Genomic DNA, 24,063 nt, shown 5'->3' with positions numbered 1-24,063 from the left:
GCGGGCCGCTGTGCATCCAAGGGTTGCGCGTCTCACGAAAAAAGGAACTTGCGTTTCACAGAGTGAGACGTGAGTATCGTTGCATGGACAACAGTAGCGGCGTCGGCGTTCTGGACAAGGCAGCCCTTGTCCTCAGCGCCCTGGAGTCCGGTCCGGCCACCCTCGCAGGGCTTGTGGCGGCCACCGGACTGGCAAGACCCACGGCCCACCGGCTGGCCGTGGCGTTGGAACACCACCGTATGGTGGCGCGCGACATGCAGGGCCGTTTCATTCTCGGCCCGCGTCTCGCGGAACTGGCCGCGGCGGCCGGCGAGGACCGCCTCCTCGCCACGGCGGGCCCGGTCCTGACACATCTCCGTGACGTCACCGGCGAGAGTGCCCAGCTCTATCGCCGCCAGGGCGACATGCGCATCTGCGTCGCCGCGGCGGAGCGCCTGTCCGGTCTGCGGGACACCGTCCCGGTCGGCTCGACGCTCACGATGAAGGCCGGTTCCTCGGCCCAGATCCTGATGGCCTGGGAAGAGCCGGAGCGCCTGCACCGCGGCCTCCAGGGCGCCCGCTTCACGGCGACGGCCCTGTCGGGCGTCAGGCGCCGCGGCTGGGCCCAGTCGATCGGTGAGCGCGAGCCGGGCGTCGCGTCCGTCTCAGCGCCCGTACGCGGGCCTTCCAACCGGGTGGTGGCCGCCGTGTCCGTCTCCGGCCCCATCGAGCGTCTGACGCGCCACCCGGGCCGGATGCACGCCCAGGCGGTCATCGACGCCGCGGCCCGCCTCTCCGAGGCCCTGCGCCGCACCGGCTGACCCCCGGGACCGGGACATCGACGGAGGGGCCTGCCCCAACGCCGCGGCAGGCCCCTCCGTTCCCCCGATCCCCCGTGTCAGCCGGTCTTCCCGGCCGCCTTCGCCGACCGGTGCGCGAACCGGTCCTTGGCGTAGCGCCCCCGCCGCTCCAGCGGCACCTGCCCGTGCGCCGCGGCGAGCCCGAACGCGGGCATGTCCGCGTAGATCGCCTCGTACGACCCCTCGGGCACCACATAGGCCTCGTGCCAGATCCCCACGTGGCCCTTGACCTTGCCCTCCCGCTCCTTGCGGTTGAGGAGCGCCCAGACCGGGTGGTGGCGCATCTCCGGCGCGTGGGCGTAGGCGTAGAGCTTCTCCTTGGACTCCCAGTACTGGACGACGTAGTAGGTCCGCGGCGACGCCGTCAGCATCACCTTGCCCAGCAGCCCCCGGCCCGGGTCCTTGGCGAGTTCCGCCAGCATGCGGAACATCGACAGCATCACCAGCCCCCACTGGTGCACCGCCCAGAAGTGGTTGATGCGCATCCCGATGAGCAGGACCACCACGTCCCCCTCGGCTTCGGCGGTCGTCCGACCCGGCACCGGCTTCGCGAACACGGCTCCCCCACGGCTCCCTCGTCGGATAGCGGCACTATCCTTCTGGACGATGCTTGGATAGTGACACTCCCCAATGAAGGGCGCAAGACATGCGGCTGGCCGAACTGAGCGAGCGCAGTGGGGTGTCCACGGCGACGATCAAGTACTACCTGCGCGAAGGGCTGTTGACCCCGGGCCGCCAGATCAACACGACCACCGCCGAGTACGACGAGGAGCATCTGCGCCGGCTGCGGCTGATCCGCGCGATGATCCAGGTCGGCCGGGTGCCGGTGGCGACGGTCAAGGAGGTGCTGGGGCACGTCGACGACGACTCCCTGCCCCGCTCGATGCGCCTGGGCGCGGCGGTCTGGGCCCTGCCGCAGGTGCCGGAGCCGGACGCGGACGACGAGTTCGTGCAGGCCGCGCGGGTCGCGATGGAGGAGCTGCTCAGAACGCTGGGGTGGTCCAACGCCCAGGCCATGACGACGATCTCGCCGTCGTTCCGTTCCCTCGTGGTGGCGACGGCCGCGCTGCGCCGGCTCGGCTACGACTGGAGTCCCGCGACGCTCGTGCCGTACGCCCGGCTGATGCGCCAAGTCGCCGAGCTGGACATGGAGTTCATGGAGTCGCACGTCTCGGAGGCGGAGAAGGTGGAGGTCGCCGTGCTCGGCGCGGTGCTGGTCGAGCCGATGCTCCAGGCGCTGCACCGGCTGGCGCAGGAGGAGGAGTCGACGCGGCGGTACGGCTTCGAGTGAGACGGCCGGAACGGCGAAGGCCCCCCACCGAAGTGGAGGGCCTTCCTCTACGTACCCCCGACCGGATTCGAACCGGCGCTACCGCCTTGAGAGGGCGGCGTGCTAGGCCGCTACACAACGGGGGCGTGGAGCCTGTCGGCGTTGAGTACTTTCATCGCCGCAGGTCCGAGCTGGTCTACCTGGACTCGAACCAAGACTAACTGAACCAGAATCAGTCGTGCTGCCAATTACACCATAGACCAATATGGTTTAGACCAGTCAGTACCCCCGACCGGATTCGAACCGGCGCTACCGCCTTGAGAGGGCGGCGTGCTAGGCCGCTACACAACGGGGGCCCTAGCGATCCTGCATCGAGAGTGGTGGGAGCTACCCGAGCCACCTTCGCGGGAAGGATCTGTACCCCCGACCGGATTCGAACCGGCGCTACTGCCTTGAGAGGGCAGCGTGCTAGGCCGCTACACAACGGGGGCTTTGCAGATGAGCTCTGCGAGCTGGCCTACCTGGACTCGAACCAAGACTAACTGAACCAGAATCAGTCGTGCTGCCAATTACACCATAGGCCACTGGAACGCAAGCCCCGGAGGGGATCTTGTTCTAGTTTCGCGCTGTGGGTTTCCGGCCTCTCGGCCCGCTCCCCTCGGCGCAGGAAGAACATTACCTGAAGGTGGACGGGGCTCCAAAACGGGTATCCGCGCCGAGGAGCGCGGGGAGTTCGGCGAGGGTGGCGATGCGGTGCGGGCCGACAGGTGGGTCGACGTCGGCGTACCCGCCGTCGCGGTTGATCCACACCGACAGCAGCCCGGCGTCGGCCGCGCCCCGGCCGTCGATCTCCGGGTGGTCCCCGACGTACGCCACCTCGTGCGGGGCGAGGTCCAGGGCGTCGCAGGCGGCGAGGAAGGCGGCGGCCTCCGGCTTGGAGACGCCGAGTTCGGCGGCGCACAGGATCGCCTCGAAGCGGTCGTGGACGCCGAGGACGCGCAGCTTGTGGTCCTGGACGTGGATGCTGGAGTTGGAGAGCACGGCGTGCCGGTGGCTGGCGGCGAGGGCGTCCAGGGTCGGCAGGACGTCCGGGAACAGGGCCCACACGGTCTCGTAGTGAGCCAGATAACGCCGGAACCAGGCGTCGGCTTCGTCGTCGGTCAGCGGCTCGCCCAGGAACACCCGTACGCGGTCGCGGCGCTGGCCCTCGAAGGTCACCTCGCCGGCCGAGAAACGCGCCCACTGGGCGTCGGTGATCGTCCGCCAACGCACGAGGGCCTGCTCCGGAGTCTCGTCTCCGGTGAGCAGGCCCTCGGCCGTCAGATGCAGGCGCATGCCCTCGCGGTCCGCCGTGGTGTAGTCGAAGAGAGTGTCGTCCACATCCCAGATCACGGCGTGAATGCTCATGATCCGACGGTAACCCGGGCCGCGCGGGCGCGTCCGGCGATTGGGGTCACGCGATGGGGGTCACGCCGCGAGCTTCGCCAGGGCCGCGTCGATGCGGGCCAGCGTCGTCTCCTTGCCCAGGATCTCCAGGGACTCGAAGAGCGGCAGGCCGACGGTGCGGCCGGTGACGGCGACGCGGACGGGGGCCTGGGCCTTGCCGAGCTTGAGGCCGTGGGCCTCGCCGGCGGCCAGGACGGCCTCCTTCAGCGACTCCGCGGAGGTCCAGTCGGCCGCGTCGAGCTTCTCGCGGGCCGTGGCCAGGAGCGCGTCGCTGCCCTCCTTCATCGCCTTCGTCCAGGACGGCTCGTCGAAGACCGGCTCCGCCAGGAAGAGGAAGTCGACGTTGTCGGTGATCTCCGACAGGACCTTCAGACGGGTCTGCGCGTGCGGGGCGATCGCCTGCCACTTCGCCTCGTCGAACTGCTCCGGCGACCAGGGCGCGAAGGGCGCCTGGAGCCAGGGGGCGCAGCGCTCGGTGAAGTCCTTCACGTCCAGCAGGCGGATGTGGTCGGCGTTGATCGCCTCGCACTTCTTCAGGTCGAAGCGCGCCGGGTTGGGGTTCACGTCCGCGATGTCGAAGGCCGCGATCAGCTCGTCGGTGGTGAAGATGTCCTGGTCCGCCGAGAGCGACCAGCCCAGCAGGGACAGGTAGTTGAGCAGGCCCTCGGGGAGGAAGCCGCGCTCGCGGTAGAGGTTGAGCGAGGCCTGCGGGTCGCGCTTGGAGAGCTTCTTGTTGCCCTCGCCCATGACGTACGGCAGGTGGCCGAACTGCGGGATGCCCTTGGCGACGCCCAGCTCGATCAGCGCCTTGTAGAGGGCGATCTGGCGGGGGGTGGAGGAGAGCAGGTCCTCGCCGCGCAGGACGTGGGTGATCTCCATCAGGGCGTCGTCGACCGGGTTGACGAGGGTGTAGAGCGGGGCGCCGTTCGCGCGGACGATGCCGTAGTCCGGAACGTTCTCCGGGGTGAAGGTCAGCTCGCCGCGGACCAGGTCCGTGAAGGTGATCGTCTCGTCGGGCATGCGGAAGCGGACGATCGGCTCGCGGCCCTCGGCGCGGTAGGCCTCGACCTGCTCGGCGCTCAGGTCGCGGCAGTGGCCGTCGTAGCCGGAGGGCTTGCCGGCGGCGCGGGCGGCCTCGCGGCGCTCGTCCAGCTCGGCCTGGGAGCAGTAGCAGTGATAGGCGTGGCCGGCGTCCAGGAGCTTGGCGGCCACGTCCTTGTAGAGGTCCATGCGCTGCGACTGGCGGTAGGGCGCGTGCGGGCCGCCGATCTCGGGGCCCTCGTCCCAGTCGAAGCCCAGCCAGCGCATCGAGTCGAGCAGCTGGTTGTACGACTCCTCGGAGTCGCGGGCCGCGTCGGTGTCCTCGATGCGGAAGACCAGGGTGCCCTGGTGGTGCCGGGCGAAGGCCCAGTTGAACAGGGCGGTGCGGACCAGGCCCACGTGGGGGTTACCGGTGGGCGAGGGGCAGAAACGTACGCGGACGGGTGCGCTAGCCACGCTTGACAACCTTGTTGGTGAGAGTGCCGATGCCTTCGATGGTGACGGCGACCTCGTCGCCGACGGTGAGCGGTCCGACGCCTGCCGGGGTGCCCGTGAGGATCACGTCGCCGGGGAGCAGCGTCATGGCCTCGGTGATGTTGACGATCAGATCCTCGATCGAGTGGATCATCTCGCTGGTGCGGCCGAGCTGGCGCTGCTGGCCGTTGACCGTGAGCTGGATGGTGAGGTCGCTCGGGTCGAGGTCGGTCTCCACCCAGGGGCCGAGCGGGCAGGAGGTGTCGAAGCCCTTGGCCCTGGCCCACTGCTTCTCGCGCTTCTGCACGTCACGCGCGGTGACGTCGATCGCGCAGGTGTAGCCGAGGATGACGTCCTTGACGCGCTCGCGCGGGACCTCGCGGCACATGCGGCCGATGACCACGGCCAGCTCGGCCTCGTGGTGGAGCTCCTCGGAGAAGGACGGGTACTGGATCTCGTCGCCGGGGCCGATCACCGAGGTGGACGGCTTGAAGAAGGCGAACGGGACGTCCGGGACGTCGTTGCCGAGTTCGCGGGCGTGCTCCGCGTAGTTGCGGCCGTAGGCCACGACCTTGTTGGGGAGCACCGGCGGCAGCAGCCGGACCTTGCTCAGCGGGACCTTCGTGCCGGAGAGCTCGAAGTCGGCGAACGGGATGCCCTTGATGATGTCGAGGACGAGCTCGTCCGGCTTGTCGCCCTCGACCGCGCCGAAGGCGACGTTCCCGTCGATGGAGAATCTGGCGATGCGCACGGGATCCTTGCGCCCCTTAACTGAGCTGGCTGGAGTCTGACGCTCCAGGCTAACGCGGGGAGGGGCGGGTGCCGTGCGCATTACCGAGGGCGCCCCGCGGATGGAGCGTGGGCGCCCTGGTGGTCGTACGGCTGTGATCTACTCGGCGGCAGCGGGGACCGGGATCTCCATCAGGACCGTGCGGCGCGGGTTGGCCGTCTGGGTCGGGAGGTCGACGGGGTGCTCCGGGAGCTCCGGGGTCTGCAGGTCGTCGGCGTCCTCGAGATGCGCCAGCGTCGTGCGCCGCGGGTTGGCTATGTTGCGGAACATCATCGTCGTCTTCACGGTTGTAGTGGACCTTGTCGTCCTCGGGCGTCGGCGGAGTCCTGAAGGACCCTCGCACGGACGCGGGTTGTCAAAGTGTTACGTCATGTAAAGCGTCAGGCTAAACATGCAATTCCCCTCCGAACCGCGGAAGACCCCATGATCCGCGTGTGAGTTTGCTCACGACCCCCGGGGCAAAGCGGACAATTCCGAGCCACAACTCACCCCAACGAAACGGACATTGACCCCCTGAAGCCACCATTCCGCTCCTGATCATGGCGACTGGGACACCCCTGCCACGTCAACGATCCGTAGGGATACGTCCGTTATCGTCCGGATCGCTTTCTACGACCGGTAACTCCGCCCTCACGTGGTGTCACGTAGGTCACGGCCTGACCCACTGCCCTTGTTGGAGATCCGGCACTGTGCTGGAATCTCACGGACCGCCGCAGGATCGAGCCGGCGCACAGGGGGCGCATCGAGCGCCGAGCGGCGGCGAGAGGGGGAACCAGCGCCGGTCACTCACGACCATCGGGGGGCGTAATTCAGGACGCCCCTCAGTACGCCGACACCGTGCCGTCCGTTCACGCGGAGGGTGCCTGGTCCAGAGGTTGCGACGCTAGTGCAGGGACGTTTCAAGAGGGATGGCAGTGCTTCGGCCAAGCCGGAGCCGCAGGGCGGGACTGCCCCCAGCAATGGCAGCTCCTCGCCCCAGCACGCCCAGAACCCGGGCCAGGTGGCATCCGGCGACGGAGGCGCGCGCCACGGCGCGTCGCCCTCCGGGGCCCCGAACCCCACCGCTCCGACGGTCAAGCCGCCGAAGGGCCCGAGTGGCCCCGGCTCGCGAATAGCGCTGCGCAACTGGCGTATCTCCACGCGCCTGGTGTCACTGCTCGCGCTGCCCGTGGTCGCGGCCACCTCGCTGGGCGCCCTGCGCATCAGCGACAACGTCAACGACATCCAGCAGCTCGAGAACATGAAGCTGCTGACGGACATGACCAAGCAGGCCACGGCCCTGGCCGAGGCGCTGCAGAACGAGCGTGACCAGTCGGCCGGCCCGCTGGCGCACGGCTCCAGCGCGAGCGACTACACGATCAAGGGTCTGCGGGACAAGACCGACCGCGCCATCGAGGACTTCGTCGACTCCTCCGAGGAGATCGGCGACCAGGGCAGCGGCCTTCAGGGCGTCCGCGACAACGTGGTGCTCCTGGTCGGCAGCCTGCGCTCGATCGAGAAGGTCCGCAACAACGCCTACGAGGCCAAGGACAACTCCACGCAGACCGTGGAGGCATACCACCGCCTCATCACGCAGTTGCTGGACCTCTCGCAGGACATGGCGCAGGCCACCAGCAACCCGGACATGATCCAGCGGACGCGTTCCCTGGCGGCCTTCTCCGCCGCCAAGGAGTACGCCTCCATCCAGCGCGCCGTCCTCGCCGCGGCCCTGCCCGCGAACAAGACGTCCTTCGGCGACCTCTCGGAGAACGACCGGCTGTACGCCCAGTCGGCCCTCACGAGCGAGGAGTCCGAGCTCAAGAGCTTCCAGTCCATCTACGGCAAGACCAGCGCCGTGGAGCTGCTGGAGCCCATCGGCGACAACAACACGACGATCCAGTCCGCCGACACCTACGCCAGCCGCGCCCTGGACTCCACGAACGGCCTGGAGAACCTGGACAAGCGGTCGTACAAGGACTGGCTGGACGACAGCTCCACCAAGATCGACCAGATGGGCAAGATCGAGAGCACCCTGCTCGAGCAGATGGAGCAGAAGGCCCGCGAGCTGCGCAACGAGTCGGAGAGCGAAGCGATCGTCTCCGGTGCGCTGATCCTGCTCGTGCTCGGTATCTCGCTCGTCGGCGCCTTCGTCGTGGCCCGCTCCATGATCCGCTCGCTGCGCCGGCTGGAGGAGACCGCCACCAAGGTCGCCACCGACCGTCTGCCCGAGCTGGTCAAGCAGCTGTCCGAGTCCGACCCGCAGGACGTCGACACGTCCGTGGAGTCGGTCGGTGTGCACTCGCGCGACGAGATCGGCAAGGTGGCCGCGGCCTTCGACGACGTGCACCGCGAGGCGGTCCGCCTCGCCGCCGAGCAGGCCCTCCTGCGGGGCAACGTCAACGCGATGTTCACCAACCTCTCGCGCCGCTCCCAGGGTCTTATCCAGCGCCAGCTCTCGCTCATCTCCGAGCTGGAGTCGCGCGAGGCCGACCCCGATCAGCTGTCCTCGCTCTTCAAGCTCGACCACCTCGCGACCCGCATGCGCCGTAACGGTGAGAACCTGCTGGTCCTCGCGGGTGAAGAGCCCGGCCGCCGCTGGACCCGTCCGGTCCCGCTGGTCGACGTGCTCCGTGCCGCCGCCTCCGAGGTGGAGCAGTACGAGCGCATCGAACTGGCCGCCGTGCCGACCACCGAAGTGGCCGGCCGGGTCGTCAACGACCTCGTGCACCTGCTCGCCGAGCTGCTCGAGAACGCGACCTCCTTCTCCTCGCCGCAGACCAAGGTCAAGGTCACCGGTCACGCGCTGCCCGACGGCCGGGTGCTCATCGAGATCCACGACACCGGCATCGGCCTCTCCCCCGAGGACCTCGCCGCGATCAACGAGCGGCTCGCCTCGCCGCCCACCGTGGACGTCTCGGTCTCCCGCCGCATGGGTCTGTTCGTGGTCGGCCGGCTGTCCCAGCGCCACGGCATCCGCATCCAGCTCCGGCCGTCCGACTCCGGTGGTACGACCGCGCTGGTCATGCTGCCCGTCGACGTCGCCCAGGGCGGCAAGAAGCCGCAGCCCAAGCCCGGCCAGGGTGCCGGTGGCGGTGCCCCGTCCGCCGCGCAGGCTGCCGCCGGTGTGGCAGCCGCCCGCGGTGGCTCCGGCCGGCCGGGCGGCGGTTCGCTCGGCGCCGGTGCGCCCGGCGGCGGCGCCCTCGGCGCCGGTGCTCAGGGCGGTGGCCGGCTCGGTACCGGTCAGGGACCGCGCGCCGCGCTGCCGGGCACCGGAAACTCCGGTCGTCCCGGTGCGCCCGGTGGCGCGCGGGGGCCGCAGTCGCCGTCGGCTCCGTCGCAGGGCCGGCCCGCTCCGGCCGGTGCGGGCGCGGGCTTCGGCGGTCAGGCTCCGGGTGCTCCGCAGGGTCTGCAGGCCGCCGGTACCGGTGCGCCGCAGGACGCCTTCGGTGGCGGCCGGCCGCCGCAGCAGCCCGCCCCGTCGGCGGGCGAGCAGGGCGGTCGTCGCAGCCGTCTGCTGCCGGGTCGCGGTGGTCCGCGGGCCGAGCTGCCGGGCGGCAACACGCAGCAGTCGCGGCCCAGTTGGAGCGACGAGAACGCCCAGCCGCAGATCTCGCACGCCTCGCTCGACGCCCCGCGCGGCCATGACGAGCAGGACCCCTCGCAGACCTCGCGCATGCCGCGGATCGACGACCGGCAGGGCCCGGGCTCCACGTCCGAGTTCCCCCGCCCGGACTTCGACGCCCCGATGCCGGGGACCGGCCCGCAGCACACCGGCCAGTTCCCCCGGCCGAACGCGGTGCCCGGCCCCCAGGACTCCGGGCAGTTCGCGCCCGCGGACTTCGGCGGACCGCAGAGCACGGGTCAGTTCCCGCGGCCGGACTTCGACGCCCCGCAGAACACCGGGCAGTTCGCCCAGCCGGGCGCGGGCGCCCCGCAGGACGGCTCGGGTTCCTTCGTCCGCTCGGACGTCTTCGGCACCCCGGCCCCGAATGGCCCGTCCGCGACCGGCCAGTTCCCGGTCCCGCAGGGCTACGACAACGGCTCCACCGGCCAGTTCCCGGCGCCGAACCACGACAGCAGCTCCACCGGTCAGCACGCGCTGCCGGGCCGCCCGTCCCCCGCCGGACCGGTGAACCCGCAGCAGACCGGCCAGTTCGAGCGGCCGCAGCAGGGCGCCGGACGCGGCCCCGCCGACTTCGGCGCCCCGCAGCCCCCGGCCCCGCAGCGTCCGCAGCGGCCGGTACGTCAAGAGCCCGAGGCGCTGCCGCCGGCATCGAACCCCGGCGACGGACGTACCCCGCTGTACGACACCCTGGAAACCAACTGGTTCCACGGTACGCAGGGCGGTCAGGGCCAGAGCCAGAGCCAGGGTCAGCCGGCGAACGGCAACGGGGCGGCCCCGGCCGCTCCCCCGGCCCAGGCTCCTCAGCAGCCGCAGGCTCCGGCCGCTCCGCAGCGACCCGGTTCGGCCGCCTGGCGCAGCTCGCCGAACGACGACCTCGTCCGGCAGGCCGAGCGCGTCCGGCAGCCCGCCGCGGGCGGCGTCACCACCTCCGGTCTGCCGCGCCGGGTGCCCCGGGCGAACCTCGTCCCGGGCACGGCTCAGCAGCAACAGCACCAAGCCGGTCCGGCGGTCTCCCGTGCGCCTGATGACGTGCGCGGCCGTCTGACCAATCTCCGTCGGGGTATCGCACAAGGTCGTCAGGTCGGCGGTAACGGCCAGACGGGCAGCTTCCCGAACCCCACTCACCAGCAGGAGCGTTAGTTGAGCCCGATGAGCCAGGCGGCACAGAACCTCAACTGGTTGATCACCAACTTCGTGGACAACACCCCCGGGGTGTCCCACACCGTCGTCGTGTCCGCCGACGGCCTTCTGCTGGCGATGTCCGAGGGTTTCCCGCGTGACCGTGCCGACCAGCTGGCGGCCGTCGCGTCGGGTCTGACCTCGCTGACGGCCGGGGCCTCCCGGATCTTCGAGGGCGGCAACGTGGCACAGACGGTCGTCGAGATGGAACGGGGCTTCCTGTTCCTGATGTCCGTCTCTGACGGCTCGTCGCTGGCCGTGCTCGCACACCCCGAGTGCGACATCGGCCTCGTCGGCTACGAGATGGCGCTGCTCGTCGATCGCGCGGGCGCGGTGCTCACGCCCGATCTCCGCGCGGAACTACAAGGCAGTCTGCTTCACTGAACCGCCCCGATCCACCCGCCTCACGAAATCACCGTCGGCCGCCACAATCCCCCCACCGGCCTCACCAAGACGGCACGACTGACCGGAAGTTTGCTGTCCCGCCCGGAGGATCAATGACCCCGCCCACCGCCTCTCATGATCCGTACGCGGAGCCGTACGAGGATGAGGGCGACCAGCCGCTGGTACGTCCGTACGCGATGACCGGCGGCCGGACCCGGCCGCGCTACCAGCTCGCCATAGAGGCCCTGATCAGCACCACGGCCGACCCGGCAGCGCTCATGGGCCTGCTCCCGGAGCACCAGCGCATCTGTCATCTGTGCCGCGAGGTGAAGTCGGTCGCGGAGGTGTCGGCGCTCCTGGCCATGCCGCTCGGCGTGGCCCGCATCCTCGTCGCGGACCTCGCCGAGGCGGGTCTCGTCGCCATTCACCAGCCGGGCGGCGACGAGAGCACCGGCGCTCCGGACGTGACACTGCTCGAAAGGGTGCTCAGTGGACTTCGCAAGCTCTGACGGAGGCCGGGCGACCACCTCCGCGAAGATCGTGGTCGCCGGCGGCTTCGGCGTCGGCAAGACCACGTTCGTGGGCGCCGTCTCCGAGATCAACCCGCTGCGCACCGAGGCCGTCATGACGTCCGCGTCCGCGGGCATCGACGACCTCACCCACACCGGGGACAAGACCACCACCACGGTGGCCATGGACTTCGGCCGTATCACCCTGGACCAGGACCTGATCCTGTACCTGTTCGGTACGCCGGGCCAGGACCGCTTCTGGTTCATGTGGGACGACCTGGTGCGCGGCGCGATCGGCGCGGTGGTCCTGGTGGACACCCGTCGCCTGGCCGACTGCTTCCCCGCCGTCGACTACTTCGAGAACAGCGGTCTGCCGTTCGTCGTGGCCCTCAACGGCTTCGACGGACACCAGCCCTACGCACCCGAGGAGGTGCGCGAGGCACTCCAGATCGGTCCGGACACCCCGATCATCACGACGGACGCCCGGCACCGCTCGGATGCGAAGAGTGCCCTGATCACACTGGTCGAGCACGCCCTCATGGCACGTCTGCGATAACACTCAAATCGGCAACGCCCTACGGCAGTTGTCGTAGATGCCCCGGAGCCGGCTGTGTCCTTTGACACGGTCGGCCCCGGTGTTCATAACGTTTCGGCAGAGGAATCGGGTGGTATGGCCACGCGTCGCGGTCAACCGGTGTCGCTGCGCGCACGAAGGCCCCGTCTTTTGACGGGGCTCGCTCTTTATGACCGTTTTATCTAGGGCTTACATCACTCGGTATCCCCGCACTCCCATGTTTGGACGAGCGCAGGACCACGTGCTGGAATGCCTGAACTGCCCAATAGTCAAAGACGTACTCATCAGTCGAAGGCGAACTGGGCTCTGAGAGACTGCGGCACAACGTAGGTGCCGACCCCTCCGAGAGGTTGTTGGTCGAGTGAGGCGAAGCAAGAACGGTCCCGAGCCGTCGGCCCGGGGCAACTTCACCCCGCCGCCGCGCGGAGCGGCGCCCGCCCCTGTGCCCGGTTCCGAACCAACGGCTGCTCCGGCGCCGAGCGGTGGCCGGCTGTCCCCCCGCAACTGGCGGGTGCCGACCAGGCTGAACGCGATCCTGCTCATACCCGTGCTGGTCGGCCTCGTCATGGGCGGCTTCCAGGTGAAGAGCTCGATCGACACCTGGCAGCAGGCCGAGGACGCCGAGAAGACCGCGCGCCTGGTCCGTGCCGCCCTGACCTACGGCGACGCCCTCTACAACGAGCGCGACAACACCGCCCTCCCCCTCCTGGAGGGCAAGGGCAAGAACGACAAGACGGTCGTCGCCGCCCGCAAGGCCACCGACGACGCGGCCGACGCCTTCGACGAGGCCGCGCAGAACATGCCGAAGAAGGCCGGTCTCGAGCGCCGCCTCCAGCTGTTCCGCGAGGCTGAGGGCGACCTCACGAAGCTGCGCGCCGCCGCGTACACGGACGCCCTCCCCGGTGTGCAGACCGAAGAGGGCTACGTCCAGGTCGCGCACCCCCTGATGGAGTTCGCCAACGAGCTCGGTCTGGGCACCGGAAACATCACCAGCTACGGCCGTACCGTCTACGCCATCGCGCTGACCAAGGCCTCGCTGTCGCTGGAGCGCTCCATCGGCATGCACCTGCTGATCGCGCCGGGCCCCAAGCCCGAGAGCCTCGCCGCCCAGCGCACCGCGCTCACCTCGTACGCCTACCTCGAGGGCATCGCCGTCGAGGAGTACATCGGTGGTGGCACCGAGGCCGACGCCCAGAAGCTCGACACCCTGCAGAAGCAGGCGCAGGCGGACGGCAAGGCACTGGCCGAGCAGGCCGCGAAGAAGAACCCCAGGTACGTGCCGTCGCCGACCGACACGGCCACCTTCGTCAAGTACGTGGGCTCGCTGACCTCCACCGACAAGTCGGAGCGGGAGGCGCTCGCCACCAAGGGCGTCACCGTGGAGAACTGGTGGGCGTTCAACACCCTCAAGTACAAGACCTACCGGACCATCGAGTCCGACATGAGCGACACCGCGGTGAACGAGGCCGCGAGCATCGCCGACAACGCCAAGCGTGACGCCTTCATCACCGGTGCCGCCGTCGTGGTCGCCCTGCTCGCCGCGTTCATCCTGGCCGGCATGGTGGCCCGCCAGATGTCCCGCGCGATGCGCCAGCTGCGCAACGCCGCCTTCGGCATCGCCGAGCAGCGGCTGCCGATGCTGGTCGACCAGCTCTCCCGCACCGACCCGGGCCGCGTCGACACCCGCGTCCAGGCCATCCCGATCACCACGACGGACGAGATCGGCGAAGTCGCCCGCGCCTTCGACCAGGTCCACCGCGAGGCCGTCCGGCTCGCCGCCGAGCAGGCCCTCCTGCGGGGCAACATCAACGCGATCTTCACCAACCTGTCGCGCCGCAACCAGTCGCTGATCGAGGGCCAGCTGACCCTCATCACCGACCTGGAGAACAACGAGGCCGACCCGGACCAGCTGGAGAACCTCTTCCGCCTGGACCACCTCGCGACCCGTATGCGCCGCAACGGCGAGAACCTCCTGGTCCTCGCCGGCGAGGAGCCCGGCCGCCGCTGGGACCAGCCGGTCCCGCTGGTCGACGTGCTGCGCGCCGCCTCCTCCGAGGTGGAGCAGTACGAGCGCATCGAGCTCTCCGGCGTCCCGGAGGCCGAGATCCACGGCCGTGCCGTGACCGACCTCGTGCACCTGCTCGCCGAGCTGCTGGAGAACGCCACCACGTTCTCCTCCCCGCAGACCAAGGTCCGCGTCACCGCGACCCGGCTGCCCGACGGCCGCGTGATGATCGAGATCCACGACAAGGGCATCGGCCTCACCGCCGAGGACTTCGCGGACATCAACCACAAGCTGGCCAACCCGCCGACCGTGGACGCCGCGATCTCGCAGCGCATGGGCCTGTTCGTGGTCGGCCGGCTGTCCGACCGGCACGGCATCCGCGTCCAGCTCCGTCCCTCCGGCGAGCAGGCCGGCACCACCTCGCTGGTCATGCTGCCGGACGCGATCACCCACGGTGGCGGTGGCGAACAGCAGGCGCCGGTCGACGAGTTCACCGTCTCGCAGATCATCCCGGAGCAGCAGCAGTACCAGGGCGAGGACTTCAACAACGGTCTGCCGATGCGGACGGCCGCCGAGCTCGGCTTCGACGACAGCCGCTACAGCACCGAGGTCCCCGACGACATCCGTGAGCTGGACCCCGTGGGCCGCTCCCTGATGCGCGAGGAGCGCCGCGCGGCCCTGGAGGCCCAGGCGCACCCCCAGCAGCCCGGCCAGGAAGCGCCCGGGGCCCCGTCGTACGGCGACGAGTTCGACGCCCGCCCGGCCGGCTACGACAACGGCCAGGGCGGCTACCAGGAGCCCGCGTACGAGGAGCAGCAGGCGGCGTACACCGAGCCGCAGCACGCCACGTACGAGGAGCCCCGGCAGCCGTCGTACGACGAGCAGTACTACGCGCCGAACGGCCACCTGCCGCAGCACGACGCCTTCTCGTCGAACGGCGGCGGCTACCCCGAGCCCGCGTATGCGGAGCCGGCCCAGGAGGAGTCCGCGCCCGTCCAGGCCTCCGCCCCCGAGACCTTCCCGGCCTTCGAGGAGCGGCGCTACCAGGACGACTGGCCGCAGCAGGACACCTTCCAGAACGGCTACCAGGACCAGTACGCTCCCGAAGCGGAATCCGTGCAGGCCGCTGACGCGGGTGAGCGGGACCACGTAGGCTTCGACCGCCCGGGACCTGCACCGTCGTCCGTCCACGAGCTGACCGACGCCGGACTTCCCCGCCGCGGATCCACCGGTGGCGGAGCGAACGGTACGAGCAGCGCGAACGGCGCGAACGGCACGGGCAGCGGCTCGACCGACCTGTTCGGCGCGCGGCCCGTGCGCCAGGAGCCGGCGTCCTCCGCACCGGAGAGCACCGGCAACGGCGACTGGCGCTCGGCCAACGACGAGCGCTGGCAGCAGGCATCGGCGCTCCGTAAGCCCAAGGCGGGCGGGGTCACCTCCTCCGGTCTGCCGCGGCGGGTGCCCAAGGCCAACCTGGTCGAGGGTGCCGCCGAAACCACCCCCCAGGGGGGCCCACAGGTCTCCCGCGCTCCGGAGGACGTCCGGGGCAGGCTGAGCAACCTGCGTCGCGGTGTCCAGCGGGGTCGCAGCGCAGGCAGTGAAACGAACGGCCAGGCCACCAGGAATCAGCACGGTGGTCCTGACAGCACCTACAACCAGGAGCGTTAGTGTGAGCCCGATGAGCCAGGCGGCACAGAACCTGAACTGGTTGATCACCAACTTCGTGGACAACACCCCCGGGGTGTCTCACACGGTGGTGGTCTCCGCCGACGGACTCCTTCTGGCGATGTCCGAAGGGTTTCCGCGCGACCGCGCCGACCAGCTTGCGGCCGTCGCCTCCGGTCTGACCTCGCTGACCGCGGGTGCCTCGCGCATCTTCGAGGGCGGCAGCGTGAACCAGACGGTTGTGGAGATGGAGCGGGGATTCCTGTTCATCATGTCCATCTCCGACGGTTCCTCGCTCGCGGTGCTGGCCCACCCCGAAGCGGACATCGGCCTCATCGGGTACGAGATGGCCCTTCTGGTCGACCGTGCCGGCACGGTCCTGACGCCCGATCTGCGTGCGGAGCTCCAAGGGAGCCTGCTCAACTAGCTCAACTAACAGACAGACGGTGCGTTTTGGCGTCCCGGGGCCGTAAGGTTTCGGGACGCGGCTCCACAGTGATGCGGTGCCCGGCACAGTCGGAGGAGGAGAGAAAGTGGCAACACCCCCAGGCGGTTCATCGTCGGGCAATTGGTCGTACGGCCCCGGACAGGGCCAGAACGACGGTGCCCACAACCCGAACCGTTACAACTTCCCCTCCGCACCCAGCCAGCGGCAGCCGTACGCGCCCCAGAACCCCCAGGGTCCCGGGCCGTCCCCGTATGACCAGCCGCCCGCGCCGCGCATCCAGCCGGTGCAGCCGCAGCGACGCGCCCCTGAGCCGGCGCCCGCGGGGGCGTCGCACAACCCCTTGGTGCGCCCGTACGCCATGACCGGCGGCCGGACGCGCCCCCGCTACCAGCTCGCCATCGAGGCACTGGTGCACACCACCGCGCAGCCGCACCAGATGCAGGGCCAGTTGCCCGAGCATCAGCGGATCTGCAACCTCTGCCGGGAGATCAAGTCGGTCGCCGAGGTCTCGGCGTTGCTGACCATCCCTCTCGGCGTGGCCAGGATCCTCGTCGCCGACTTGGCGGAGGCGGGACTGGTCGCCATTCATCAGCCCGGCGGCGACGAGAACGCCGGCGGCCAGCCAGACGTGACACTGCTCGAAAGGGTGCTCAGTGGACTTCGCAAGCTCTAGCGGCGGTCCTTCCCGCTCCACCACCTCGGCGAAGATCGTGGTGGCGGGTGGCTTCGGCGTGGGCAAGACCACGTTCGTCGGGGCCGTTTCGGAGATCAACCCGCTGCGCACAGAGGCCGTGATGACATCCGCGTCGGCGGGCATCGACGACCTCACCCACACCGGAGACAAGACGACCACGACGGTCGCGATGGACTTCGGCCGTATCACGCTCGACCAGGACCTGATCCTGTACCTGTTCGGTACGCCGGGCCAGGACCGCTTCTGGTTCATGTGGGACGACCTGGTGCGCGGCGCGATCGGCGCGATCGTCCTCGTTGACACGAGGCGCCTTGCCGACTGTTTCCCCGCGGTCGACTACTTCGAGAACTCCGGGCTTCCTTTTGTGATCGCCCTGAACGGCTTCGACGGGAATCAGCCGTACAACCCGGACGAGGTCCGGGAGGCGCTCCAGATCGGTCCGGACACGCCGATCATCACGACGGACGCGCGGCATCGGGCCGATGCGAAGTCTGCTCTCATCACGCTGGTCGAGCACGCCCTGATGGCTCGCCTGCGGTAGTCGGACTTGGTCAGCGGCTACTGGGCTGCCTTGGACGGTTGTTCGCCGTCTGCGGCAGCCCAGTGGTTTCTCGCGCAGTTCCCCGCGCCCCTTTGGGGCGCGAGAAGGGCCCCTCTCCTTCGAGAGGGGCCCTTCTCCGTCCTACCGTGCTCAGTGCCAGCTGTGCGGGGCGCGGAAGCCGCCCTCGCGCTCCAGGCGGCGCCAGCCGGCCTTGGGGTGGCGGTGGGCCGGGGTCTCGGCGGGGCGGGCGGCCGCGCGGGCCAGGAGGAGGGCCGTGATGGCGGCGACTTCCTCGGGCTCGGCGTGGCCCTTCTCGACGCGGATGTCAGGGGTGCTCATAGGTCACAGTCTCCGTGAGAGAGGTTTCCGCAGCGGTACCCGTGGGTTACTGCGGGGGGTTGCCGTGCTTGCGGGAGGGCAGGTCGGCGTGCTTGGTCTGCAGCATCGCCAGGGACTTGATGAGGACCTCGCGGGTCTCCGCCGGGTCGATCACGTCGTCCACCAGGCCGCGCTCCGCCGCGTAATACGGGTGCATCAGCTCGGACTTGTACTCCTTGACCATCTTCTGCCGCATGGCCTCGGGGTCCTCGGCCTCGGCGATCTGCCGGCGGAAGATCACGTTGGCGGCACCTTCGGCGCCCATGACGGCGATCTCGTTCGTCGGCCACGCGTACGTGAGGTCAGCGCCAATGGACTGGCTGTCCATGACGATGTAGGCACCGCCGTACGCCTTGCGCAGGATCAGCGAGATCCGCGGGACGGTCGCGTTGCAGTAGGCGTAAAGGAGCTTCGCGCCGTGGCGGATGATGCCGCCGTGCTCCTGGTCGACGCCCGGGAGGAACCCGGGGACGTCCAGGAAGGTGACGATCGGGATGTTAAAAGCGTCACACATCTGCACAAAACGCGCAGCTTTTTCCGACGCCTCGATGTCCAGGACGCCCGCGAGGGACTGCGGCTGGTTGGCCACGATGCCGACGACCTGGCCGTCGAGCCGGGCGAGCGCGCAGATGATGTTGCGGGCCCAGCGCTCGTGGACCTCCAGGTAGTCGCCGTCGTCGACGATCTCCTCGATGACCTTGGCCATGTCGTACGGCCGGTTGCCGTCGGCCGGGACCAGGTCGAGCAGGACGTCGCCGCGGCGGTCCGGCGCGTCGGTGGACTCCACGCGCGGCGGGTTCTCGCGGTTGTTCTGCGGGAGGAGGGAGAGCAGGTAGCGGACCTCGGCGATGCAGGTCTCTTCGTCGTCGTAGGCGAAGTGCGCGACGCCGGAGGTCTCGGCGTGCACGTCGGCGCCGCCCAGGCCGTTCTGCGTGATCTCCTCGCCCGTCACGGCCTTGACCACGTCCGGGCCGGTGATGAACATCTGCGAGGTCTCGCGGACCATGAACACGAAGTCCGTGAGGGCGGGGCTGTAGGCGGCGCCGCCGGCGCAGGGGCCGAGCATGACGCTGATCTGCGGGATGACCCCGCTCGCCTTGGTGTTGCGCTGGAAGATGCCGCCGTAGCCGGCGAGCGCCGAGACGCCCTCCTGGATACGGGCACCGGCTCCGTCGTTCAACGACACCAGCGGGGCACCGGCCGCGATGGCCATGTCCATGATCTTGTGGATCTTGGTGGCGTGGGCCTCGCCCAGCGCGCCGCCGAAGATCCGGAAGTCGTGTGCGTAGACGAAGACCGTACGGCCCTCGACCGTGCCCCAGCCGGTGATGACACCGTCGGTGAACGGCTTCTTGGCCTCCAGGCCGAAGCCGACCGCGCGGTGCCGGCGCAGCTGCTCGACCTCCCGGAAGGACCCGGGGTCGAGAAGGAGTTCGATGCGCTCCCGGGCGGTCAGCTTGCCCTTGGCGTGCTGTGCCTCGGTCGCCTTCTCGCTCGGTCCGGCCAGTGCCTGGGCACGGATCTCGTGCAGCTCGGCCACTCGTCCGCGTGCGTCCGTCGGCTCACCCGGCGCGTCATCCAAAACGGTCATGTAGCGACCTTACGAAGCGCGGCAAGGAAAGCGGGCCGTCGACTCCGTACAGTCTCCAGCCCGTTTTCCTGGTACCCCTGAACAGAACTTGAGCGGCATGCAGCCTTTCCGACTGCTCAGGGGGCTCCGCGGTTGTAGGGGTCGTACAAAGTAGTCAGCCGAGAGCCACCTCACATTCGTGTGTGGCACATGCCCTCCCCGGGGTGACACGGAGGCGCAGACGGCGGCCCGTGCCGAGGATCTCGACCGGGTCGTCGGCCCGGAGGACGGCCCGTACGGGGTGGTCCCAGATGATCTCCAGCGGCTCACCGGTGCGCGGCGGCTCGCTGACGCAGAGGGTAGCGGTGTGACCCCTGCGACGGAGGAGCACGCCGGCGCCCGCTGAGGCGGTCAGCGGTCCGACCGTACCTGCCTGCCAGAAGTTGGCGGTGGTGAGGCCCAGGGAGGGGATGTGGACGCCCTGCCGGACGCCGTCGTTGGCGAGGACGGACAGCCAGTGCCGGTCGGCGGCCCGGGCGGCGGTCTCGTGGCGGTCGGCGCCGGGCAGGAGGACGTAGACGTAGGTGGCGTCGACCGGGTCGGTGCCGTGGTCGAGCCACAGGGTCTGCCAGCGCCGGGTGGCGCGTTCCGGCGTACTGGTGGTGTTGATGTCGGCCCAGGCTCCGGTGCGGTCCTCACGGAGGGCGCGGAGGGCGCCGTACGGCAGGACGTAGCCGCCGTGGCCTTCGAGGTGGGCCCAGCCGTGGCCGCGGACGAAGGGCTGGGTGCCGTGCTCGCCGAGGTTGCGGTTGTCGACGACCGTCTCGACCGGGACGCCGTCGGCGCAGGTGATGCCGGCGCCCAGGCAGACCACCGCGTCGTCGGCGCAGAACCACGACTTGCGGGCCTGGAGGGTGGAGCCGAGCCCTTTCAGGTGCTGGCCGATCACCGCGTACTCGCCGTCCGTCGCTCCTCCGACCCAGCGCACATCGGGCTTGGGCTCGCCCCACTCGCCGCCGGCCCGGTCGGGGAGGCGGCGGGTGGAGACCGTCGTACCGGGGAGGCGGTACCAGTCGACGGTCGGCCAGTACCAGTCGGTGAACTGGTCCCCGGTGCCCTCGGCCCACCACGCGAGCATTCCGGCGCCCGTGTGCCAGCCGCGCGGGTTCTCGCCGTTGCCGCACTCGTAGTGGGCGATGCGGTCGCTGGCCATGGCGATGCTCGCGACGAAGCGGGGGCGGCGGTGGACGGCGCGGTCCATGGCGGCGAAGAGGTGGTGGCCGGTGGGGGCCGGGGTGGCGGGGGCCGGTGAATCGGCCACCGCCTGGAGCCGGGCCAGGTCCGCGACGCCGAACTGACGCGCCGTCAAGATCGGTGTGACGGTGTCCCGTTCGATCCAGTCCTTGATACGGCCGTACCAGCGCTGTCGCTCCGCGGGGCTCGCGCCGTCCGCGAGGAGGGCGATCGCGGCGATGACGCCCTGGCCGTGGAAGTGGTCGCTGCGCAGGACGTGCCGGTCGTCGCTCTTGAGGTAACCCCGGCTGATGGCACGGCCGTTGACGCTGTCCATCATCAACCCGTCGTGGATCAGGGGCGCGTAGGCGTGCTCGACGCCGTCGAGGACGATCTGCCGGGCGGGGTCGGTGACCTCCCACTCCGATCCGGCGAGGAGCGCGAAGAGGCGTCCGAGGCCGTCGAGGAGGACCTGGCCGTACGTCCCCGAATAGGCGACCCAGGTGTGCTGCACGAAGGAGCCGTCGGCGTAGAGGCCGTCCCCCTGGGCGACGTAGGGGAAGACCGGCGAGAGGGCGTCGCGGGCGAGGGCGATGCGGTCGGGGGCGCGACCGAGGATGCCGCGCAGGGCGACGGAGCGGCACAGGTCGACGCGGTTGGCGCCGGTGGAGGTGCCGGAGTAGTCGGTGAGCAGCACGTCGGGGATGAAGTGGTCGACGGCGGCGCAGGCCGCCTGCCGCTGTGCGTCCGTGAGGTGGTCGTACAGGGCGGCCGTGAGGTCCATGAGGAGGCGGGGGCTGCCGATTTGCCATTCCCACCAGTTGCCGTAGCGGGTGGTGGTGGGGTTGTAGACCGTGGCGGAGAGGTGGTCGAGGCCGCGGATCACGTCCGTGAGGAGGGCGTCGTCGCCGGTGGAGCCGGTGCCGGGCTGGGCGTGGGCCTGGGCCATCGTCCACAGCCGGCTGTAGCTCTGGGTGATGCCGGAGGGCGGGTCGTAGGGGCGGTCGGGCCACAGGGAGCCTGCGGCGGGGGCCATGGCGGCCTGGAAGGCGCGGGCCAGTTCGCCGGTCTCGGCGAGGCGGGAGGCGTACGGCTCGGCGGTGGGGTCGTAGCCGGCGCCGAGGGCGATGTCGAGCCAGCGGTGGCGGAGGGCGGCGTAGGGGTCGTCGGGGTCGGCGGCGCGGCTCACGGAGGTGCTGGTGGCGACGAGGGTCGCCGCGAGTAAGAGGGCCCTGCGGGTGAGTCTCATGGGGTCACCGGGACGTGAGGTCATGCCCTGGGCATCTACCACCTCAGTGCCATCACGCCAACACATTGCGGATGACGTTGAAACCTGAATGGAATAGGTCTACGGTCGTCCGTGTTGGTTAGTTCAACGTTCAACTTACACACTCCGAAGGAGCACACCATGGCGAACACCGACCTGACCGCCCTGACCGGTGACTACACCATCGACGCCTCGCACTCCACCATCGGCTTCACCGTCCGGCACGCCATGGTCACCAACGTCAAGGGGAAGTTCGACGAGTTCAGCGGCTCGCTGCACCTCGACGGCGCCGACCCGTCCGCGTCGACGGCCTCCATCGACGTCAAGATGGAGAGCATCGACACCGGCTCCGCCGACCGTGACGGCCACCTCAAGAGCGCGGACTTCTTCAAGATCGACGAGTTCCCGACCATGACCTTCCGCTCCACCAAGGCGGAGGCGCTCGGCGACGAGGACTACCGGATCACCGGTGACCTGGAGATTCTCGGTACGACCCGGCCGATCACCATCGACCTGGAGTTCAACGGCGCGGCCAAGGACCCCTTCGGCAACGAGCGCGTCGGCTTCGAGGGCAAGGCGGAGATCAAGCGCTCCGACTGGGGCCTGACCTGGAACGCGGCCCTGGAGACGGGCGGCGTGCTGGTCTCCGACAAGATCAAGCTGCACTTCGACATCTCGGCGATCAAGAACGCCTGATGCCTCCGCGAGAGCGCCGGTGAGTCACCTGACTCGCCGGCGCTGAGTGCGGTGCTGGTGCGGGGGCTCCCTGCCGAGGCGGCAAGTACGGTCCCGTTCGACGGGGGCTACTCGCCCGCGTAGAGGCGCTCCAGGCTGACCAGGACCACCTCTCCTCTGTCCTCCGCAGCCCTCAGATCGGCGCTGAACCCCGCCCCGCTGAAGCAGACAAAGCGCACGGCTGACCCATCGATGCCCCGCGCAGCCAACAGTGTCGCCGCACCCCGTACGACCACGTCGATCTCGTGGCTGATCCGCGCGGCCTGGTCCGGAACGGTCCCGTACGAGACGTCGATCGGCGTGCCGCCGAAGGTCTTAGGCGCGGCGAAGTGGGCTACCCACTCGCGACAGATCTGCTCGAAGTGCGGCCCTACGACGCCAGAAAGGAAGCGAGCGCGGGAGCTCTGCCAGACCTGCTCCGCCAACCCACGGTCCAGCAGAGAGAGTTTGGGACGGGAGATGGCGTGGTCGAAGGCGATGAGCGACTCGCCCACCCGGTAGACACTGCGATTCTTGCGGAATGCGTCCACTTCCCTGCGCACGAGCCCGCAGGCCTGCAGAACGGTGAGGGGGTGCGTGATGTCGCTGGTGGGTCTTTCGAGGCACCCGGCGATGCGCCCGGCCGTGGCGTTGCCGGATGCGAGCGCGGCCAGGACGGAGTGGTACAGGGCACGGTCACGCAGGTCGGATTCGTCCGCCAGCAGATAGCGGGCCTCACGGTAGAGCGGTGAGCGGGGCGAAAGCACCGTGCGACAGACCCAGGCGTCGAAGTCGGCCAGATCGGACGGGACGTCGTCACGTACGAACTCTCTGCGGTATGCGGGTGTTCCGCCCACGACACTGTGCACGAGGAGGGCCAGCCGGGGATCCGTAAGGCCCCAGAAGGCTGCCGCCTGTCGGAAGTCCAGTGGCTGCACGACGAGTTCGAGACCCGCGCGGCCACGCAGAGGCGAAGTACCGCCGAGCAGCTTGCCCATGAAGGAAAGGGAACTGCCGCAGAGCAGAAGCCGTGTACGTGACTCCAGGCGCTCCGAGCGCCGCGGACCGTATGCGACCTGCAGGATGGAGGGCAGCGACGGTGTCGCTCTGGCAAGGTAGGGGAGCTCATCAATGACGACCGGGACGGGCTGCTCCCTCCCCAGGGCAAGCAGCGCATCCACCGCCTGCTCCCAGCGATCGAACCGCATAGGGGCGATGCTGCCGGTGTACTGGCCGAGTCCCTCCCCGAAGCGGCGGAGCGATTCGCTCTCCGTCGCCTCGTAGGCACAGAAGTAGAACCCACCTGCAGCCCTGGCGAGCGAGTCGAGGAGGAAGGACTTTCCCTGCCGACGCCAAGAGGATTAGGAAGTACATTTCCCGCAAGTGCACTTCCCTTAGCGAGTCGGGTGTCGTCCGGTCACGAGCCGTTCCAGACCCG

Annotated in this window: 20 protein-coding genes and 5 tRNA genes; 11 read left to right on the top strand and 14 right to left on the bottom strand. The window is 69.6% G+C overall.

Annotated features, from left to right (window positions below; genetic code table 11):
* Positions 1-83 precede the first annotated feature (83 nt).
* Complete coding sequence (gene ndgR / locus CRP56_RS30475) at positions 84-800, top strand: IclR family transcriptional regulator NdgR (RefSeq protein WP_015036427.1); 717 nt, start codon at positions 84-86, stop codon at positions 798-800.
* A gap of 77 nt (positions 801-877) precedes the next feature.
* On the opposite strand, the gene CRP56_RS30470 is transcribed toward ndgR, so the two are convergent.
* Positions 878-1,396, bottom strand: a complete 519-nt coding sequence (locus CRP56_RS30470; protein WP_097269384.1) for a DUF4188 domain-containing protein — start codon at positions 1,394-1,396, stop codon at positions 878-880.
* 89 nt (positions 1,397-1,485) lie between these two features.
* On the opposite strand from CRP56_RS30470, the gene CRP56_RS30465 reads away from it, so the two are divergent.
* Positions 1,486-2,130, top strand: coding sequence for a MerR family transcriptional regulator (locus CRP56_RS30465; protein ID WP_097269382.1), 645 nt, complete (start codon positions 1,486-1,488; stop codon positions 2,128-2,130).
* 52 nt (positions 2,131-2,182) lie between these two features.
* Here CRP56_RS30465 and CRP56_RS30460 read toward each other — a convergent pair.
* From CRP56_RS30460 to CRP56_RS30420, 9 genes are all read right to left on the bottom strand, one after another.
* Positions 2,183-2,255 (bottom strand) — tRNA-Glu (locus tag CRP56_RS30460).
* A 45-nt stretch (positions 2,256-2,300) separates the two neighbouring features.
* Positions 2,301-2,372: transfer RNA gene (locus CRP56_RS30455), tRNA-Gln, on the bottom strand.
* Between the two features lie 20 nt (positions 2,373-2,392).
* Positions 2,393-2,465 (bottom strand) — tRNA-Glu (locus CRP56_RS30450).
* A gap of 62 nt (positions 2,466-2,527) precedes the next feature.
* Positions 2,528-2,600 (bottom strand) — tRNA-Glu (locus CRP56_RS30445).
* Between the two features lie 21 nt (positions 2,601-2,621).
* Positions 2,622-2,693 (bottom strand) — tRNA-Gln (locus CRP56_RS30440).
* Between the two features lie 91 nt (positions 2,694-2,784).
* Positions 2,785-3,516 carry an HAD family hydrolase gene (locus CRP56_RS30435; protein ID WP_097269380.1) on the bottom strand — a complete coding sequence of 244 codons (732 nt, stop codon included), beginning with the start codon at positions 3,514-3,516 and terminating at the stop codon, positions 2,785-2,787.
* 60 nt (positions 3,517-3,576) lie between these two features.
* Positions 3,577-5,061, bottom strand: coding sequence for a glutamate--tRNA ligase (gene gltX, locus CRP56_RS30430; protein WP_097269378.1), 1,485 nt, complete (start codon positions 5,059-5,061; stop codon positions 3,577-3,579).
* The gene (locus CRP56_RS30425) at positions 5,045-5,821 is read right to left on the bottom strand and encodes a fumarylacetoacetate hydrolase family protein (protein WP_097269376.1); all 777 of its coding nucleotides are present in this window, start codon (positions 5,819-5,821) and stop codon (positions 5,045-5,047) included. The genes gltX and CRP56_RS30425 overlap by 17 nt, the downstream gene beginning before the upstream one ends.
* Before the next feature lie 138 nt (positions 5,822-5,959).
* On the bottom strand, positions 5,960-6,145 hold the full coding sequence (locus CRP56_RS30420; protein ID WP_097269375.1) for a hypothetical protein: 186 nt from the start codon (positions 6,143-6,145) through the stop codon (positions 5,960-5,962).
* A 601-nt stretch (positions 6,146-6,746) separates the two neighbouring features.
* On the opposite strand from CRP56_RS30420, the gene CRP56_RS30415 reads away from it, so the two are divergent.
* The 8 genes from CRP56_RS30415 to CRP56_RS30380 all read left to right on the top strand — a co-directional run bounded on the left by CRP56_RS30415 (position 6,747) and on the right by CRP56_RS30380 (position 17,463).
* A complete protein-coding gene (locus tag CRP56_RS30415) occupies positions 6,747-10,604 on the top strand; it encodes a sensor histidine kinase (protein WP_097269373.1) in 3,858 nt (1,285 codons plus the stop codon).
* A 9-nt stretch (positions 10,605-10,613) separates the two neighbouring features.
* Positions 10,614-11,027 carry a roadblock/LC7 domain-containing protein gene (locus tag CRP56_RS30410; protein ID WP_003973453.1) on the top strand — a complete coding sequence of 138 codons (414 nt, stop codon included), beginning with the start codon at positions 10,614-10,616 and terminating at the stop codon, positions 11,025-11,027.
* Between the two features lie 113 nt (positions 11,028-11,140).
* Positions 11,141-11,536, top strand: a complete 396-nt coding sequence (locus CRP56_RS30405) for a DUF742 domain-containing protein (protein WP_030611532.1) — start codon at positions 11,141-11,143, stop codon at positions 11,534-11,536.
* A complete protein-coding gene (locus CRP56_RS30400; protein WP_015657619.1) occupies positions 11,517-12,092 on the top strand; it encodes a GTP-binding protein in 576 nt (191 codons plus the stop codon). Before CRP56_RS30405 ends, CRP56_RS30400 begins: the two co-directional genes overlap by 20 nt.
* Before the next feature lie 379 nt (positions 12,093-12,471).
* The gene (locus CRP56_RS30395; protein WP_097269371.1) at positions 12,472-15,783 is read left to right on the top strand and encodes a nitrate- and nitrite sensing domain-containing protein; all 3,312 of its coding nucleotides are present in this window, start codon (positions 12,472-12,474) and stop codon (positions 15,781-15,783) included.
* 10 nt (positions 15,784-15,793) lie between these two features.
* Positions 15,794-16,207: a roadblock/LC7 domain-containing protein gene (locus CRP56_RS30390; protein WP_004983065.1), complete on the top strand. Its 414-nt coding sequence runs from the start codon at positions 15,794-15,796 to the stop codon at positions 16,205-16,207.
* Positions 16,208-16,313: 106 nt separating this feature from the next.
* Positions 16,314-16,901, top strand: a complete 588-nt coding sequence (locus CRP56_RS30385; RefSeq protein WP_097269369.1) for a DUF742 domain-containing protein — start codon at positions 16,314-16,316, stop codon at positions 16,899-16,901.
* Positions 16,882-17,463, top strand: coding sequence for a GTP-binding protein (locus tag CRP56_RS30380; protein ID WP_026248371.1), 582 nt, complete (start codon positions 16,882-16,884; stop codon positions 17,461-17,463). Before CRP56_RS30385 ends, CRP56_RS30380 begins: the two co-directional genes overlap by 20 nt.
* 150 nt (positions 17,464-17,613) lie before the next feature.
* Here the strand turns inward: CRP56_RS30380 and CRP56_RS30375 are convergent, their stop codons facing one another.
* The 3 genes from CRP56_RS30375 to CRP56_RS30365 all read right to left on the bottom strand — a co-directional run bounded on the left by CRP56_RS30375 (position 17,614) and on the right by CRP56_RS30365 (position 21,893).
* Entirely contained in the window at positions 17,614-17,802 is a 189-nt protein-coding gene (locus CRP56_RS30375; protein ID WP_097269367.1) for an acyl-CoA carboxylase epsilon subunit, read from the bottom strand.
* Between the two features lie 46 nt (positions 17,803-17,848).
* Complete coding sequence (locus CRP56_RS30370; protein ID WP_097269365.1) at positions 17,849-19,432, bottom strand: acyl-CoA carboxylase subunit beta; 1,584 nt, start codon at positions 19,430-19,432, stop codon at positions 17,849-17,851.
* Positions 19,433-19,586: 154 nt separating this feature from the next.
* Entirely contained in the window at positions 19,587-21,893 is a 2,307-nt protein-coding gene (locus CRP56_RS30365; protein WP_097269363.1) for a polysaccharide lyase 8 family protein, read from the bottom strand.
* A 159-nt stretch (positions 21,894-22,052) separates the two neighbouring features.
* Between CRP56_RS30365 and CRP56_RS30360 the strand changes: the two genes are divergently transcribed.
* Positions 22,053-22,607, top strand: coding sequence for a YceI family protein (locus CRP56_RS30360; RefSeq protein WP_097269361.1), 555 nt, complete (start codon positions 22,053-22,055; stop codon positions 22,605-22,607).
* A gap of 107 nt (positions 22,608-22,714) precedes the next feature.
* Here the strand turns inward: CRP56_RS30360 and CRP56_RS30355 are convergent, their stop codons facing one another.
* Positions 22,715-23,833 carry an AAA family ATPase gene (locus tag CRP56_RS30355; protein ID WP_257041234.1) on the bottom strand — a complete coding sequence of 373 codons (1,119 nt, stop codon included), beginning with the start codon at positions 23,831-23,833 and terminating at the stop codon, positions 22,715-22,717.
* Positions 23,834-24,063: the final 230 nt, after the last annotated feature.

Source organism: Streptomyces sp. TLI_55 (assembly GCF_900206255.1).
Lineage (GTDB): Bacteria > Actinomycetota > Actinomycetes > Streptomycetales > Streptomycetaceae > Streptomyces > Streptomyces aquilus.
Note: the sequence above shows the minus strand (reverse complement) of the source record. Positions and strands in the feature narration are given on the sequence as shown.